This window comes from Polaribacter sp. 11A2H (assembly GCF_011379025.1).
In the GTDB taxonomy this organism is placed as follows: Bacteria; Bacteroidota; Bacteroidia; order Flavobacteriales; family Flavobacteriaceae; genus Polaribacter.
This window is the reverse complement of sequence record NZ_WTLD01000007.1, coordinates 25871-43465: the sequence shown is the minus strand read 5'-3', so window position 1 is coordinate 43465 and position 17595 is coordinate 25871. Positions and strand designations below refer to the sequence as shown.

Annotated in this window: 12 protein-coding genes; 8 read left to right on the top strand and 4 right to left on the bottom strand. The window is 31.0% G+C overall.

All coding sequences use genetic code 11. The features are described from left to right. The first annotated feature begins 12 nt into the window (after positions 1-12). On the top strand, positions 13-1182 hold the full coding sequence (locus GQS58_RS17060) for a DUF6882 domain-containing protein (RefSeq protein WP_205860417.1): 1170 nt from the start codon (positions 13-15) through the stop codon (positions 1180-1182). A gap of 5 nt (positions 1183-1187) precedes the next feature. After that, a complete protein-coding gene (locus GQS58_RS10500; RefSeq protein WP_166385611.1) occupies positions 1188-2678 on the top strand; it encodes a M48 family metallopeptidase in 1491 nt (496 codons plus the stop codon). 401 nt (positions 2679-3079) lie between these two features. Here GQS58_RS10500 and GQS58_RS10495 read toward each other — a convergent pair whose 3' ends face one another. Both GQS58_RS10495 and GQS58_RS10490 read right to left on the bottom strand, forming a co-directional pair. Continuing rightward, on the bottom strand, positions 3080-6580 hold the full coding sequence (locus GQS58_RS10495; RefSeq protein WP_166385609.1) for a methylmalonyl-CoA mutase family protein: 3501 nt from the start codon (positions 6578-6580) through the stop codon (positions 3080-3082). A gap of 71 nt (positions 6581-6651) precedes the next feature. Beyond that, entirely contained in the window at positions 6652-7440 is a 789-nt protein-coding gene (locus tag GQS58_RS10490; protein ID WP_166385607.1) for a M15 family metallopeptidase, read from the bottom strand. Between the two features lie 716 nt (positions 7441-8156). Here GQS58_RS10490 and GQS58_RS10485 point away from each other — a divergent pair. From GQS58_RS10485 to GQS58_RS10465, 5 genes are all read left to right on the top strand, one after another. Then, the gene (locus GQS58_RS10485) at positions 8157-8696 is read left to right on the top strand and encodes a DUF4136 domain-containing protein (RefSeq protein WP_166385605.1); all 540 of its coding nucleotides are present in this window, start codon (positions 8157-8159) and stop codon (positions 8694-8696) included. Between the two features lie 59 nt (positions 8697-8755). Beyond that, positions 8756-8920 (top strand): DUF5522 domain-containing protein, encoded by a 165-nt coding sequence (locus tag GQS58_RS10480; protein ID WP_166385603.1) that lies wholly within the window; start codon positions 8756-8758, stop codon positions 8918-8920. A 54-nt stretch (positions 8921-8974) separates the two neighbouring features. After that, complete coding sequence (locus tag GQS58_RS10475) at positions 8975-9685, top strand: DUF4197 domain-containing protein (protein WP_166385601.1); 711 nt, start codon at positions 8975-8977, stop codon at positions 9683-9685. Between the two features lie 693 nt (positions 9686-10378). Further along, positions 10379-13504, top strand: coding sequence for a SusC/RagA family TonB-linked outer membrane protein (locus GQS58_RS10470; protein WP_166385599.1), 3126 nt, complete (start codon positions 10379-10381; stop codon positions 13502-13504). A gap of 43 nt (positions 13505-13547) precedes the next feature. Next, positions 13548-15164 (top strand): RagB/SusD family nutrient uptake outer membrane protein, encoded by a 1617-nt coding sequence (locus GQS58_RS10465; protein WP_166385597.1) that lies wholly within the window; start codon positions 13548-13550, stop codon positions 15162-15164. A gap of 146 nt (positions 15165-15310) precedes the next feature. Here GQS58_RS10465 and GQS58_RS10460 read toward each other — a convergent pair whose 3' ends face one another. Beyond that, positions 15311-16093: an ABC transporter substrate-binding protein gene (locus tag GQS58_RS10460; protein ID WP_166385595.1), complete on the bottom strand. Its 783-nt coding sequence runs from the start codon at positions 16091-16093 to the stop codon at positions 15311-15313. Positions 16094-16097: 4 nt separating this feature from the next. Next, positions 16098-16913 carry an orotidine-5'-phosphate decarboxylase gene (gene pyrF, locus GQS58_RS10455; protein WP_166385593.1) on the bottom strand — a complete coding sequence of 272 codons (816 nt, stop codon included), beginning with the start codon at positions 16911-16913 and terminating at the stop codon, positions 16098-16100. Positions 16914-17016: 103 nt separating this feature from the next. On the opposite strand from pyrF, the gene GQS58_RS10450 reads away from it, so the two are divergent. Continuing rightward, entirely contained in the window at positions 17017-17511 is a 495-nt protein-coding gene (locus GQS58_RS10450; protein ID WP_166385591.1) for a TlpA family protein disulfide reductase, read from the top strand. Positions 17512-17595: the final 84 nt, after the last annotated feature.

Below are 17595 nucleotides of genomic sequence, written 5' to 3'. Positions count from 1 at the left end.
AACAATACAATTATGGGACTTAAAGAAAAAAGAATTATCCAAGCATTTCAAAAAGAATTATTTCCAGCATTAGAAACAGAAATTAATACGGCAGCCGGTTTTACGGTTCCTTTAAATATTTCTTGGAACACTTTAATGGAAGATCGATTTTCTCATTTATATAATGATACGTTTCCGAAAATCTATTTTCTGCCATTAATAGAAGCTTTTAAAGCTATTTGTGTAGATGATATGGGAATTGAACTTTTAAAGTCTGGTTTAAAAGAAGTTATTATTGTTAATGAAAACGACGAACATAATTTAGAACGTGCAATTACTTTTGAAGATGGTGTTTTAAAAATTGACCATAGTCCTATCGTTAACGCAGATCAAGTAGATCGTAGATCTGCTCGTATTATTTCTTTATTAGAAGAAAAATTAGAAGAATTTGCTGAGAATGGAGGTACAAATACTACTTCGGAATCTGCCGAGAGCTCAGAAAATAAAACCACTGAAAGTTCTCAAAAGAAAACAATCGACATTAATGAAATGTACAACCGATCTTTTGTAACATCAAAGGAGAAACAAGAGATTTTTAACGAAATGGTATCAGGGTTGGACTGGAGCTGTGATATGGCTGAAGGTAAACTGACTTTCGGTGAAGATAAGGTGTTTGATATTCAAATATTTGGTACGTATTCTGAGAATGAAAAAAGTTGGATGTGGGCATGGGCAAATACCCAAAGCGGAATATCTGAAACATTTTTACAGACCTCATTAGCAGTAAAAGCATTTGGTAAAGCATTAAATATAACTGATTTTACTACTCCTAAGTTTGAGGTGGAAAGTGATCCTGGTGCTTTTTTCGCTACCATCGCAACTGCGTCTATAGGTGAAAGCTGCTATGTACCCTTAGCTTTTAAAGGTGTAATAGTTTATGTAACCATAAAATCTGAAGAAGCAGATAGTAAAGCTAAAAATACAGCAGAATCAATATGTTCTCATATTTTAAAGGTAACATCTGAATATACTTTTCCGCAGAAGTTTAGCCTGTACTTTTATCTAACAGCTAAAGGTTACGATGTAGCGTTGCCAGGTAATAATCTTGTAGCGAAAAAAGGAGAAGATCAAATTTTAGGAATATTTGATTTAAAAGGACGATTGATGAAAGTTTCTAATTCAAAAATAACAGTTCAAGCCTAAAAAGTATGTCATATATAGCAGAAACACTTTCAGAATTAGAAAAAGAACATCAAGCGGCTTTAAATACGGCGCAAGAAAAAATGTTAACCGATTTAAATGATGCACAAGCGTCAGGGAATTTCGATAAAATACAAGAAGCGAGTATTGTTTTTCAAAATTTAACAACAGAACTAGCGGCAGAATATACCAAACGTATTGAAGAGATAAATGCTTTAAATCATAAAGCAGAAGTAGAAACCGTAGAAGGAATCTATACAAATAATAGAGCTGATATCGACCTAAACCTATTAGTTTATGATGGAGATAGAGATTATGTGATCGCTTTTCAACAAGACGATTTAATACAAAAAACGTTAGAAAAAGTAAATAAGAATAGTGGTAAATTTAAGTCTAGAAAACATTTATTAAAATCTAGTTTAAGGTTGACAAAAACTTTAGCGCCTATGCTTCATGAAATAGGAGAGCATTGTAAAAAGACGTTAAAGCTTAAAGCAGATATTGAGTTTTTTGTGTACCAAGGTGATACTTTTAATGCTTCTTGTTATCCGCCAGACGATAATAAATTATACATTATTTTATCATCCGGAATTTTAGAGCGTTTCTCTAAAGAGGAATTAACTTTTGTTGTTGGTCATGAAATAGGACATGTACTTTTTGAACATTTTGATTATCCTGTAAGACAAATTTTAGATACTGGAGAAAATGATTTAGCGCCAATTCACGCAATGAAATTGTATGCTTGGAACAGAAATGCAGAAATAAGTGCCGATAGAGCAGGATTGTTATGTTGCCAGAATTTTGAAGCTGTTGGTCGTACTTTCTTTAAATTATCATCCGGCGTAACTACAGATTCTTTAGATTTTCAATTGAATGCTTACATAGAACAATTTGTAGATTTAGAAGAAGTTTTAAACGATTCTAATTTAGATCCTTCAGATTGGTATAGCACTCATCCTTTTAGTCCGTTAAGAATTAAAGCCTTAGAGCTTTTTAATAAAAGTGAAACGTATGCTGCTTTTAATACATCTGTTTCAGGTGAAATTACTGAGGAAGCTATGGAGGTAGAAATTAAAAGAATTATGTCTTTAATGGAACCAGAAAACTTAGAAGATGAAAGCGAACATTCTGAGAAAATACAACGTTTAATGTTTTTAGGAGGCTATTTAATTTCAAATGCAGATGGTGTTGTAGATGATTCAGAAATACAGGCTTTAAGTAGTATTGTGGCTCCGAAAGTTTTTGCCAATTGTATGATGACCATAAAAGGTCTTACAGAAGATGAAATGATTAGCGAAGTACAACAACTTACCAAAGATTTAGATGTTGTATTGTCTGTGATGCAGAAGCTAAACATTTTAAGAGATTTATCTATTATATCTTATGCTGATGGAGAAATAGATGATAGTGAAGTAAATGTTTTGTACAATTTAGCAAGGCTTTTATATATCAATACAGATTTCATAGATCGTGTTATTGGTGATGCACAAGGTATTTAATAAAAAATAAATAGTTACTGTTTAAGAGTTGGGGGACTTTTATTACAGTTAATTAGAAAGGTAGTGACTTTATATTACTGCCTTTTTTAAAGACTTTTATGCTTCTAATATATTTAATTTTGGTTGTTATAGACCCTATTATTGATGATGCATAATGAGTTTAATGCATAATTAATAAACCCTGTTTAAGGGTTGGGGGATCCTTATTACAGTTAGTTAGAAAGGTGGTGATTTTATATTACTGCCTTTTTTTTTACCCTAAAGCGACTGAAACTTCTTGTTTGAGTAATTTTCTGCTGAACATACTATCAACAAAAATGGCAGATTTATTTTATTTATTTAAATCAAAAAATCCACATAAATTATATGTGGATTTTTATAAATTATAGAAAAATTGCCTTCTACATATTTCTTCTATATTGTCCGCCAACTTTAAACAACGCTTCTGTAATTTGCCCTAAAGAACAAATTTTAGTTGCTTCCATTAACTTCTCAAATAAGTTTTCATTTTGAATTGCAGCTTCCTGTAAAATTGCAATTTGAGCAGCAACTTCAGTAGGGTTTGCATTATTCAATAAATCTTTCGTCTTAATTTGAAATTGTTTCTCTTCTTCCGTTGCTCTAATAATTTCTGCAGGCTGAACCGTTGGAGAGCCTTTAGAACTTAAAAAAGTATTTACACCAATAATTGGGAATTCTCCATTGTGTTTTAAGGTTTCATAATACAAACTTTCTTCTTGTATTTTAGAACGCTGATACATCGTTTCCATGGCTCCTAAAACGCCACCACGTTCTGTAATTCTATCAAATTCATCTAATACTGCAGTTTCAACCAAATCGGTTAATTCTTCAATAATAAATGCACCTTGTATTGGGTTTTCATTCTTCGTTAAACCTAATTCTTTATTAATAATTAACTGAATAGCCATAGCTCTTCTTACCGACTCTTCTGTAGGTGTTGTAATTGCTTCGTCATACGCATTTGTGTGTAAAGAATTACAGTTATCGTTAATTGCATACAATGCTTGCAACGTAGTTCTAATATCATTAAAATCGATTTCTTGCGCGTGTAAAGAACGACCAGAAGTCTGAATATGATACTTTAACATTTGTGCTCTTGGGTTTGCTCCGTATTTAATTTTCATCGCTTTTGCCCAAATTTTACGAGCAACTCTACCAATTACAGAATATTCTGGGTCAATTCCGTTTGAGAAAAAGAAAGATAAGTTTGGTCCGAATTTATTAATGTCCATTCCTCTGCTTAAATAATACTCAACATAGGTAAATCCGTTAGACAATGTCAACGCCAATTGCGTAATTGGGTTTGCACCCGCTTCTGCAATGTGATACCCAGAGATAGAAACCGAATAAAAATTTCTGACTTGTTTTTCGATGAAATATTCTTGCACATCACCCATTAATCGCAACGCAAATTCTGTAGAAAAAATACACGTATTCTGTGCCTGATCTTCTTTTAAAATATCCGCTTGCACCGTTCCTCTAACTTGTGCTAGGGTGTCTTTTTTTATTTGTTGATAAACGTCTGATGGTAAAACTAAATCCCCCGTTAAACCTAAAAGCATCAACCCTAAACCATTATTTCCTTCAGGTAAATTCCCTTGGTAGGTTGGTCTTTCTAATCCTTTTAAATCATAAACTTCTAAAAAAGTAGCTTCAACACGTTTTTCTAACTTGTTTTCTATAATATATTTCTCACAATTCTGATCAATGGCAGCATTCATAAAGAAACCTAACAACATAGGTGCTGGGCCATTTATAGTCATAGAAACAGAAGTCATATGATGACTTAAATCGAAACCAGAATACAATTTTTTAGCATCGTCTAAACAACAAATTGAAACCCCTGCATTACCAATTTTCCCATAAACATCTGGTCTTTTTCCAGGATCGTTACCATATAATGTAACAGAATCAAACGCCGTAGAAAGACGTTTTGCGTCCATTCCTAAACTTACATAATGAAAACGTCTGTTTGTTCTTTCTGGTCCACCTTCACCAGCAAACATTCTTGTTGGGTCTTCACCTGTTCTTTTAAACGGATACAAACCTGCTGTGTACGGGAATTCTCCGGGGACATTTTCTTGTAAATTCCAACGTAATAAATCTCCCCAAGCTTTATATTTTGGTAACGCAACTTTAGGAATTTGTGTATGCGATAGCGATTCGCTGTGTGTTTCTATGTTAATTTCTTTATCACGCACTTTAAACGTGTAAATTGGGTCTTTATATTTCTGAACTTTTTCTTGCCAATTCAAAATAACTTCCCAATTATAAGGATCTAAATTTAATTTTACTTTTTCGAATTGAGCTAGTAGTAGTTTTAAGAAGAATGTTTTAGTTTCCTCGTCAGTCGTTCCTCCTTCTGTCGGAATGACATTTAACTTGTCATTCTGAACTTGTTTCAGAATCTCATCATTATCAAGTCCTGTTTTTATTAATAAAGAGGTCTCGACTGTGCTCGACCAGACATTTTCTCCTAAAGAAAGTATCGTTTGATAAATTCCGTATAACTTCTGAGCAACTACAACTTGGTCGTCTACTTTTTTATCATACGCTCTGTTACTTTCTGCAATTTCAGATAAATAACGAACTCTTGCAGGCGGAATTACAAAAATCTTTTCAGACATTTCTTTGGTAATTTCCATTTTAGATTTTAAATCTACACCTGTTTTTTCAACCAACTTGTCCATAATACTTTTGTACAAAGTATTCATACCAGGATCGTTAAACTGAGAAGCAATGGTACCATAAACAGGTAAATCATCTTGATGAATATGCCACAAATTATTGTTGCGCATATATTGTTTTTTTACATCTCTAACGGCGTCTAAAGCACCACGTTTATCAAACTTATTAATGGCAACTAAATCTGCATAATCTAGCATGTCAATTTTTTCTAACTGAGTTGCTGCACCAAATTCTGGTGTCATAACATATAAAGAAGTATCAGAATGTTCTATAATTTCGGTGTCGGATTGTCCGATACCAGAAGTTTCTAAAATAATTAAATCGAATTCTGCAGCCTTTAAAACTTGTACCGCTTCATTTACATATTTAGACAAAGCTAAATTAGATTGTCTTGTTGCTAAAGAACGCATATATACACGAGAATCGTTTATAGCATTCATTCTAATTCTATCACCTAAAAGTGCACCACCTGTTTTTCTTTTTGATGGATCTACAGAAATTAAACCAATAGTTTTTTCTGGAAAATCGATTAAAAATCGACGAACTAATTCATCAACCAAAGAAGATTTTCCTGCTCCTCCAGTTCCAGTAATTCCTAAAACGGGTGTTTTAGAATCTTTGTTTTTTGTATGAATTTTATCTAAAGTATCTTTTGCAATTTCAGGAAAATTTTCTGCAGAAGAAATTACTCTAGCAATTTTACCAATTTCTTTATTTGCTAATTCTTTTATATCAACATTTAATTTATCTCCAATAGCAAAATCAGAAGTTGCTACCAAATCATTAATCATTCCCTGCAAACCTAAAGCTCTACCATCATCCGGAGAATAAATTTTTGTTACTCCATAATCCATCAGCTCCTTTATTTCTTTAGGAAGGATTACGCCACCACCGCCGCCAAAAATTTTAATATGTCCAGCACCTTTTTCTTTCAATAAATCAAACATGTATTTAAAATACTCATTATGTCCTCCTTGGTAAGAAGTAATTGCAATGGCATTAACATCTTCTTGTATGGCACAATTTACCACCTCTTCAACAGATCTATCATGACCTAAATGAATCACTTCTACACCTGTGGCCTGAATAATTCTACGCATAATATTTATAGAAGCATCATGCCCATCAAAAAGAGCAGCAGCAGTAACAATACGTACTTTGTGTTTTGGTTTATAAGATGTAATTTGTTTCATTCGTAAAATTTATATAAAATTAGTACTGCAATTTAGTGAATTATTAAAAAAATACATATTTTTTTAATGTATTATTGTTTTTCAAGGATTTTAGAGTTAATTCCATTTACATACTCTTTAACTACGTTCAGTTCCTTTGCATAAGAATAACCTTCAAATCCGTTGATATTTTCTAGGCGAACTGTTGCATTATAATATGTTAAATAGAGAGATGACAGTGGTAAATAAGTCCAATGCCATTTTTCTTCACTATAACCTGTTCTTCCATTTTCTTTGGAAGTATACACTTGATAAAAACCAAATATATGTGCATTTTGCAACAACCAATTGTATTCTTTTAGTCCTTTTCCATTTCCGAAATAAGCATTATTAAGACTGTTAATGTCTATATCCGTTCCCCAATGATGACGAGAAGTGGAAGGCATAGAACTAAATTCTAAAATCTTTTTTGCTCTATCTAATGGAGGTAAACTTTTATATTTATCATTCCATTTGTAATCCCAAATACGTTTTTGATGATTAAAATTTCTGGTTCCTGATAGTATGGTAAATGAAATATCTTCTTTTAAAGCGGCATTATTCATTTGTAAAAAAGCCTCTAAAACGTCTTTTCTTAAGTATATTTTTTTTGATGAGTTTTCTTTTGGTACCGTTGTAAAATCTGAATTTTCTGTGTAATTAAATTTTCCTAAAACATAATTTGTGTTTAGATATTTTGGATATATAGGAATGGATTTTTTTTCCTCAACAACTTCAGTAGTTTGTATTGCAATTTTCTTTGGTGTAGGCTTACAACCATTAAAACATCCGAAGAGAAAAAGAATACCTATTAGTTTTAAAGGTACTTTATAAATGCCCAAAATTTCCGTTTTTTTATGTAGTTAAAATTATTTTCATTTTGATAAGCTTCACGTTCGAAACTTATATTTTTATAAGCAAGGTAACTGTTTTTATGTCTTAAAATTTTAAAAACCCACTCTAGGATATAAAAAATGTAGAAGAATATCAGTAACAATTCAGCTTGCTGTTTTAAATGTATTTTTTCATGGTTTACTAAAACTTGATCATCTTTTAAATCTTTCTTTTTTAGAAAAATAAAAGGAAACAAAGTGATGCCCACAAAACCTTTTGGTATTAAATATTTAGCAATTAGAATCATTAATTAAAGTTAAACAATATTCATTACAAAATAAATATATTTGGGTAAATTTCTTCACATAAGATAATGAAGTAAGGAGTTTTTTAAATCTTATTTTGCAATTATCAATCAAACTTAGAAGCAGATTTTTTTTACAATGAATGTATTTCTATTTGTTATAAGATTCATTTTTGCTTGTTAATAAGAGTTTTACGATTATTTTGGCATGTTTATTGCTGATTATAAGAAGTGTAGAAGCATTTAGAAATTACATTTTTTTTGAAAGGAAACAATGTGGTATTAAGAAGATGTTAGGTGAAAAAAAAGTAGTCTTGTATATCATTTGAAAGGTAATGCAAGTTGTAAAACACTTGTTTGGTCTATTTTTCAATTTTGCAGACAGTGCTTTAATTGAATTAATAATATAAAACAAATCTCATGAAAAAAACATTTTTACTTTTGTTTAGTACTGTACTTTTAGCATCTTGTAGTGCTATAAAGGTTACAACCGATTATGATAATAAAGTAGATTTTACTCAATATAAAACGTTTGCTTTTTATAAACCAGGAATCGATAAAGCAGAGATTTCTGATTTAGATAAAAAACGAATTTTACGTGCCATAGAATCAGAATTACTAGTACAAGGATTCACAAAATCTGAGAATCCAGATATGTTAGTGAGTATTTTTACTAAATCTAGAGAAAAAGTAGACGTAAACCAGAATAGAAATTTTGGCTATGGTTACGGTTGGGGCTGGAACCCTTGGATGATGGGAGGAAGAAATAACATAAGTGTTTCTCAATATACAGAAGGTACGTTGTTTGTAGATTTTATTGATAAACAGCAAAAAGAATTGATTTGGCAAGGAATTGGAACAGGAGCTTTAAAGCTTCAAAATAGAGAAAAAAAAGAGGCTAGAATTAAAGAGTTTGTAAAAGAGATTATTTCTAGATTTCCACCAAAGAGAGAAAAATAAAAGTTAAAAAAGCGTTCTTAGGAACGCTTTTTTAATGGATTAAAAACTATTTTTGCAGTGTGTATAATAAAAGAGTAGCATTAGAAGAAGGTGATTTTTATGTAAACGAACAAGGTTATAAAGTGTTTACAGAAAAGTTTCATCTAAAAAGAGGTCATTGCTGTAAAAGCGGTTGTAAACATTGTCCTTATGGATATGATAAAAAAACAGATACTTTTAAATAAAAAGGTGACTTTCTGTAGAAAAGAGTTTCATAAGAATAGATAAATTTAGAAAAAATGATAAAAAAAGTTTTAATTTTAATGATTGCAATTCAGTTTGCAGGATGTGCAGAATTACAAAAAGTAGCAAACCAAGTTACTCAAAGTACAGGTTTAAGTCAAGAACAAATTGGTAATGGTTTGCGTGCGGCTTTAGATAAAGGAATAAAGGACCAAGTTTCTAAATTAACTGCAACAAACGGATTTTATAAAAATGAGTTGGTAAAAATTATGTTGCCAGAAGAGTTACAAGCTGTAGATAAAGGTTTGCGTAATATTGGTTTAAGTAATTTAGCAGATGAAGGAATTAAAGCTTTAAACAGAGCGGCAGAAGATGCCGTTAAAACGGCAACGCCTATTTTTGTAAATGCAGTAAAAGACATGTCTTTTGCAGATGCTAAAAATATTCTTTTAGGAGATAAAAATGCAGCAACTACGTATTTACAAACCAAAACGACTACTAGTTTAACAGCAAGTTTTAGCCCTGTAATTAAAAATTCTTTTTCTAAAGTAGGAGCAGATAAAATTTGGAGTAATTTAATTACAAAATATAATTCTATTCCTTTTGTAAAAAGTGTAAACCCAGACTTAACACAGTATGTAACTGCAGAAGCTTTAAAAGGAGTTTATACAATGATTGAAGTAGAAGAAAAAGGAATTAGAGAAAATGTAGGTTTGCGTAGTACTGCTTTATTAAAACAAGTATTTGCGTTGCAGGACAATAAATAACAATACCCCTTTATATTTTTAAAGGCATTTAAGACTCACTATTTATAAATAGTGAGTCTTTTTTTTTTCTTCATATTTATTATTTATCTTCTTTCCTGTAAATAATGTGCCTATTCTATCACTAAATTTTACTAAATATCATTAATTTTCAAAGTATTAAAAAGAGTTTTTTAGGCGGTTTTCTCTATTTTTTCGTGATAATAAAAGAAAAAGCACTTTTAGTTTCAACTTTATAAAAATGAATTTTAAAAGGGGTATATTTTTTTAATACTATCATTTTCAGTAGGTTACTGTTTAGTATTAACCTAATTAGTCTTTTTTGTGATGTTTAAGAAGAAATTAGCAAAATGAAATAAAAAAGATGTTCATGAAATTTTTGCTTTAATTGAGAAAAATGAAGTTAATGGTTTTAAAAATAATAATACTCAATCCGATAATTCATTAAATAATTAACTTTAAAATTATTGGTTACTTACTTTTCTTATAAAAATATTGTGAAATCTGTTAAGTTATTGTTAAATAAAAAAAAGAGTTATTTGTTAAGTAATGTTTAAGGTATTGTTTAATATACTGAATATTATTCAATAAAATTATGGTTTTTTATTTAAAAAATAAATAAATGTTAATCTTTCTTTTTTATATTAAGAAAATTTTAAGATTTTTGGAACATAATTAATTCAAATAGATATTACAATGAAAAAATTTTTTAAGGTATCCCTCATACTATTTTTGGGGTTGATTGTGCAAGTTACTTTTGCTCAAAAGAAAACTATTTCTGGGACAGTCTCAGATGAGTCAGGGAGTTTACCTGGTGTAAGTGTTTTAGTAAAAGGTACTAATACAGGAGTAGAAACAGATTTTGATGGAAACTACAAAATTGCTAGTAAAAGTGGAGACGTGTTAGTGTTTAGTTACTTAGGCTTCAAGTCTACACAAAAGAAAGTAGGAGCTTCGGCTGTTATTAATGTAGTTTTACAAGAAGATAGTAGTGTCTTAGAAGAGGTTATAGTTGTGGCCTTTGGTACAACAACCAAAGAAGCTTTTACAGGTTCTGCAAATGTTGTAGGTGCAAAAGATTTAGCACTTAGATCTGTAACATCACCAATTGGAGCTATTGAAGGTAAGGCAACTGGTGTTCAGTTTGTTGCGGCATCAGGTCAACCAGGTTCTTCTCCAGAAATTGTAATTCGTGGTGTTGGTACTCTTAATGGTAGTTCAACTCCATTATACATTGTAGATGGAATACAGTTTGATGGTTCATTAAGTTCTATCAATCAAGATGATATTGCTTCTATGACAGTTTTAAAAGATGCAGCTTCAACGTCATTGTATGGTTCTAGAGCAGCAAATGGTGTAGTTATTATTACAACAAAAAAAGGAAGAAATAATAAAACAACTGTAAGTGCATCAACTCAATACAGTGTTATTACAAGATCTGTACCTAATTATGATAGAGTAGGAGCTGGTTCTTATTATGAGTTAATGTGGGAAGGTTATAAGAATACAATTGGTGGTGCAAATCCAGAAATTGAAGCTTCTGCAAAAATATTTAATCAATTAGGTTATAATCCATTTAATGTTGCAAATGATCAAATTGTAGGAACAGATGGTAAATTAAATCCTAATGCGAAACTTAAGTATGAGTCTTTAGATTGGTTCGATTATTTAGAAAGATCTGGTAGTAGAAAAAGTCATTCTGTAAATGTTGCCTCTGGTGGCGAAAATCATTCTATATTTTATTCTGCATCTTATTTAAAAGAAGAAGGCTATGTTATAGAAAGTGATTATGAAAGAGTAACGAATAGATTAAATGCAGATTTTTCTCCAACCGATAATATTACTGTTGGTGGTAGTGTGTATATTACAGCTACAAATTCTCATGGGCCAACTAGTGGAGGAGATAACTCTACAGTAAATCCTTTTAGTTGGGCTAATGATTTAGGTCCTATTTACCCAGTTTATCAAGTAGGTATCGATGGTAAAATATTAAATGATATATCAGGTAATCCTTTATATGATTTAGGAGAAGGGTATCCAGATAGTAATATTCAAACAAGACCTTACAATCCAGGAAGACATGGTATTGCAGAGTTAATTTTAAATGAAGATCAAGATAAGTTAAACTTATATGGGTTTAGAAACTACCTTGAAGTAAAACTTGCAGAAGGATTAAAGGCTAAGGTAACTTACGGTAGAGATATTCAAGATAACATCACTAAAGGTTATGAAAACGAAACAGTAGGAGATGGAGCACCAACAGGTAGATATAGTGAAGATAGATTTAGGAGAGTTGTAGAGAATTTTAATCAAATTTTAACTTATAATACTTCTATTAAGGATATTCATAATATAGATGTTACTTTAGGTCATGAAAGTTTTGATAGAAGTTTTTCTACATTAGGAGGTATTGCTAATACGCAAGCTGCTGCAGGCATTTATGAATTTGATAATTTTGCTGCAGGAGATAATGTAAATGGAAACAGTACAGATCATAGAATTGAAGGTTATTTTGCAAGATTAAACTACAACTTTGATAGCAAATATTACTTAAGTGCTTCTGCAAGAAGAGATGGTACATCTAGGTTTTCTAAAGATGCACGTTGGGGAACTTTTTATTCAGTAGGTGGTTCTTGGAGAATTGACCAAGAGAAATTTATGGAAAATATTTCTTTTATAGATAGATTAAAATTAAGAGCATCTTACGGTGAAATTGGTAATGAAAGAGTAGGTTCTTTTTATGCTTCTCAAGCATTATATGAAATAATACCAAATGCGGGTACACCTGGTATTATTTGGAGTAATACTGGAAATCAAAAGTTAGAGTGGGAAAACCAAGTTAGTTGGGATGTTGCTTTAGAGTTTAGTATGTTTAATAATGTATTAGATGGTTCTGTAGAATTTTACAAAAAATCTTCTCAAGATTTATTATATGAATTAGGTATTCCTCTTTCAGAAGGATTAGATGTATTCCCTACAAATTTAGGAGATCTTTACAACCAAGGTATAGAGGTTAGTTTAACAGGTCACTTATTAAGAACAAAAGATTTTAATTGGGATTTAAGTGTACAGGCTAGTACTTTTAAAAATGAAATTACAAAAATTGATAGTCCTGCAGATAACGGTTCAAAACGTTGGGAAGAAGGTAGGTCTATATATGATTACTATATTTATCATTATGCAGGAGTAGATGTAGATAATGGAGATGCACTATATTATATGTTTGAAGATGCAGTTGATGGTGGAAGAGTAGCTGTTTTAAACGCAGATGGTACACAAGCCACTACTAACGATTTTCAGGATGCTGGAGAGGCGTTTACAGATACTAGTAGTATTCCAGATTTATTAGGGTCTGTTTCTAACTCATTTAGATATAAACAATTTACACTAGACTTATTATTTACTTTTGGTATTGGAGGAGAGATTTTAGATAGTGGATATACTTCATTAATGCACCCAGGAACTTTTGGGAATGCTTTACATGTAGATGCAAAAAATGCTTGGAGAGTTCCTGGAGATGTTACAGATGTACCTCGTTTAGAAAACGGAAACCCTAACCAAACAGTTGCAGGTTCTACTCGTTTTTTAACAGATGCATCTTATGTGGCTTTAAAAAATGTAAACCTAGGATATAGTTTTGATAAGGATGTTGCAGAGAAGTTAGGTTTAAGTAATTTACGTGTTTCTCTTTCTGGTGAGAATATTTTTATCAACACGGAAAGAACTGGGTTAAATCCTCAATATAGTTTATCAGGAACACAAACTGCATCTGACTATAGTCCTTCTAGAACAGTAACTTTAGGAGTAAATCTATCTTTCTAGAAGTCATTAAATTATATAAATTATTAAATAAAAACATTATATTATGTTACGAAAAATTAACCTATTAATTTTAGGATTACTAGTAATGCTAATTACCAGTTGTGAAGATGACTTTTTAGAAACAACACCAACAGATTCTATTGCAGAAGTAGAAGCTTTTGCAAATGTAGACAATATGTTTTTGGTGTTAAATGGTTTGCATAGAGTAATGTATGCTCAAAATCCTATATCAGGAGGGACATCAAGTAGAAGTGGACAGAGTTTTTATATCCCAGCTTTAGATGCTATGGGTGGACAAATGATTCACTCATCACCAGGAAATGGTTGGATGAGAAGTGAATTAAGGTGGTTAACACATACAAACGCAAACTTTACAACAGTAAATAATTTTTGGTATATGCGTTACCATATTATAGCTACTTCTAATAATCTAATTAATTTAATTGAAGAAAAAGGTTTTTCTGAATCAGATGAAGATGTAAGAAATATTCTAGGTCAAGCGTATGCGTATAGAGCTTGGGCATATCATCAATTAATTTCAACATTTGCAAAAGGGTATTTAATTGGTACTCCTGCTACAGATGCAGGTGTTCCTTTGTTGTTAATTACTGGAGCTCCTTATACAAGTGCTCCTAGATCTACAGTTCAGGTTGTTTATGATCAAATAAATGCAGATATAGCAAATTCTATAAGCTTTTTTGATGGTGCCTCTAAACCAGATAATAAATCTCATTTATCTATAAATGCAGCTCAAGGTTTAAAAGCTAGAATAGATTTAACGCAAGGTAAATGGCAAGGTGCAGCAGATGCTGCAATAGCAGCACGTGAAGGTTTTCCATTGTTAGATGAAACTAAATGGTTATCTGGTTTTAATACGGTAGAACTTTCTGAAGTAATTTGGGGAGGTACTGTTATTGAAGCAGAATCAAACTTTTTTCAATCTTTATTTTATTTTATTGGACCAACTTTTAATGGTAGTCAAAATAGATCAAACCCTAAGTTAATTAATAAAGAGGTTTACGATGCAATACCGTCTACAGATTTTAGAGTTAACATGGCGTTACCATTGGCTCCAAATACAAATTCTTCTGCATCTAACGGAGAAGGTGGTAGTTTTGAGACTGATCCAAATTATACTTCAGCAGAAGAGTTTTTTGCTGCTAAAACAGAAGTTTTAGAGAAATATGGTATGACTTCTGCACATAATACTCATCCGTATATGGCAGTTAAATTTTTACAAAAGAATCCAGGATCAATAGATCCAGATGATGTTCTTTACATGCGTTCTTCAGAAATGTATTTAATAGAAGCAGAGGCTAAGGCGATGTTAGATGATGTAACTGGAGCACAAGCTGTTCTTCAGGTTTTTGGAGCTAGTAGAGATACTGCTTATGATGCTTCTGTATATACTTCTAAAGAAGCTTTAATGGCGCATATTAAATGGCAAAGAAGAGTAGAGCTTTATGGAGAAGGATTTAGTTTTCATGATCACATCCGTTGGGATGAAGGAATCGATTTAACAAATTCTGGAGCTGATGATAATTTATATAGAGATGGTTTTATTCAAGAAAAGCCTTCTTTAAATGATGCTTGGATTTGGAAAATTCCACAAGATGAAATTGATGCAAACCCAAATTTAACGGAAGCAGATCAAAATTAAGAAGTTATTTTTAACTTTATTAAATATTTAAAACCACCTTTCTTAAGGTGGTTTTTTATGATTAAAGCTTAATAGATATTAAAAAACTCTTTGTTTGTAAAGCAAAGAGTTTTTTTTGTTGTGATTTTATTTTAAAAGTTCTTTTTTTAATGAAGCGTTTTAAAGTAGTCAAATGCTTTTATTAACCGACTTCCGTACCAAGAAAACATTTCTCCATCAACAAGAACTGCTTTTGCTTGTTGGGTATGTTTTTCTATTTCTAGAAGATGTGTTTCTTTAAAAGGATAAGGTTCGGAAGATAAAAACACGAAATCTAGTTCTTCATGTAATTTCATTTCTTCCAAATCAATTTCTGGGTAACGTTCTTTATGCTGATAAATATTATCAAACTTGTTTAAAAGCAGTAAGTAATTGATGAACGTAGAGTTTCCGACAGCCATCCAAGGAGTTTTCCAAATAAAATAAACTACTTTTTTTGCTTTTTTATTTTTGATAAATTCTTTAAAAATTGCTAATTCAGAATTAATTTTTAGAATAATTTCTGTCGCTTTATTTTCTACGGAAAATAACATTCCGTATTGTTTTATCAGTTCTAAATTATCATCAATTGTAAAAATATCAGAAACATGTGTTGGCGCAATTTTTTCGCAGCTCCCAACAATTTGTTTAGTATTTTCTTCTTTATTACAAAGAATGATATCAGGCTGTAAAGCCTTTATTTTATCAATGTGAATATTTTTTGTACCACCAACAATCGTTTTAGTTTCTTTTAAATGATTGGGATGAACGCAAAATTTTGTAACACCAACAATTGAGTCTTCTAAACCTAAGTCGACTAATAATTCTGTTAAACTTGGTACAAGACTAATAATACGTTTCGGCGTTTTATCAAACGTTAAAATCCGCCCTATTTGATCTTGAAATTCCATGAACTTATTGTGCTAAAATAGTCGCCATTTCTTGTTGTAATTCTTCGGCTTTTAAAGCAGCGTTTTGAGCAAAATTTTCATCTTTAGAAGCGTAAATAATTCCTCTAGACGAATTGATTAATAAACCAATATTTTCTGATAAACCATATTTACAAACATCTTGTAAATTACCTCCTTGAGCGCCAACTCCCGGAACTAAAAGAAATGAATTAGGAACAATTTTTCTAATTTCAGTAAAATATTCTGCTTTTGTTGCGCCAACAACATACATTAAGTTTTTAGAATTTTTCCATCCTTTAGAAGTTTCTAAAACCTCTTTGTATAGTTCTCTACCGTTTACTTCTTTAGTTTGAAAATCGAAAGCACCTTCATTAGAAGTTAAGGCTAACATAATAGTATGCTTATTTTTAAACGCTAAAAATGGCTCTACAGAATCTTTTCCCATATAAGGCGCAACGGTAACAGAATCGAACGCTAAATCTTCTAAAAAAGCTTTGGCGTACATGGTTGAGGTATTACCAATATCGCCACGTTTTGCATCTGCAATTGTATAGATTTCTGGGTAATTTTTATTTAGATACTGGATAGTTTTTTCTAAAGATTGCCATCCTTTTATTCCGTAAGCTTCATAAAAAGCGGTATTTGGTTTATAGGCAACACACAGATGATGCGTAGCATCGATAATTGCTTTGTTAAATGCAAAAATAGGATCTTCTTCTTTTAAAAGATGCTGCGGAATTTTGTTTAAATCCACATCCAATCCGATACATAAAAATGATTTTTTCTGTTTAATTTGGGCAATAAGTTCTTGTGTTGTCATTTGTTTTCTAAAAGTTACGCAAAAGTAGGTATTTTTGTTTTTAAATAAAGCGTCTAATTGTAAGTTTTGGGGTTTTTAGATGACAAAAAAGATAAAATAAGTAATGTTCAAAAAAATAATAGTCTTAGTTTTTGTATCGTTTTTAACGAGTTGTAGTTTAGAAGCTCAATCTGAATTTTCAGAAAAAGCACTGAATGAAAAAGTATATAATTTAAACGACGAAGTAAGTACGTTTAAAGAAGTAATTAATCTACATAAAGGGAAAAAGATATTCATTGATGTTTGGGCTTCTTGGTGTAGAGATTGTTTGGTAGGAATGCCAAAAGTAAAAGAATTGCAAAAGGAGTTTCCAGAAGTAGTGTATTTATTTTTATCGGTTGATGAAAAAAAGGACTCGTGGAAAAGAGGTGTAAAGCGTTATGATGTTATTGGTGAGCACTACAATTTACCACAAGGAATGAAAAAAGGAGATTTGGTTAATTTCTTAAACCTTAATTGGATTCCTAGATATGTTGTAGTTGATGAAAACGGAAAAATAGCGTTATTTAATGCAACAGATGCTTCTGATGAAAATATAATTGAAGCATTAAAAGAATAAATACTTTAATAGTAATCATAATTGAGTGTGTGTTTTTTTTATCAGCGATAGCGGTTTAAAGGCCTATTTATACCATTAAAAAAA